At 49.5% G+C, this 568-nt stretch carries 1 protein-coding gene; it reads right to left on the bottom strand.

The window, feature by feature from the left end:
* The coding region (tssI, locus tag M9194_RS21560) for a type VI secretion system tip protein TssI/VgrG (RefSeq protein WP_250614769.1) at positions 1-568 on the bottom strand (568 nt) is incomplete at both ends.

Here is a 568-nt window from a genome sequence, read left to right as displayed (position 1 = left end):
AGTGTGCAAAAAACTGTACGCTGGGTTAGTAAACAGCCGATCTTTTAGCTGAACGGAGGCCGAGCGCAGTCGTTGATGGCGCTGAAATTGACGCACATAGGGCACCGCGCTAACGCCGCTGCTCAGTGCATTGTATGGCACTGGCTCAGGCAGTTTTGAGGCGTTCTTTGACTCATCAGCAAAGATCACCGTGTTTTTGTTATTGGTGTGAGTAAAGTAGAAATAGATGCCTTCTTCCGCGGCGATACGCTGAATAAAGTCCAAATCTAACTCACGATATTGCACACAATATTCCCGTTTTGGGTACTGGCGAGTCAGCGCAAATGCGAAGTCTTGGATCCCCATCTCTTGGACAATCACCGAAATGATTTCAGGCACCGTCTGCGCTTGAAAGATACGACTATTATGACGCAGGGTGAGACGCATCATTGGGGGAACAAAATGCACTTGGTACACAGTATGACGATGCCCGGTATCCCCTAGCGAACACTCACTGATCATGCCGTGCCATTGCTGGGCAATCTCACCATCGCGCCACAAGGTCAAGGTGGCATTGTGATCAACCAAT

The organism is Vibrio sinus (assembly GCF_023634645.1).
GTDB lineage: Bacteria > Pseudomonadota > Gammaproteobacteria > Enterobacterales > Vibrionaceae > Vibrio > Vibrio sinus.
This window is presented reverse-complemented; position numbering and strand designations above follow the sequence as displayed.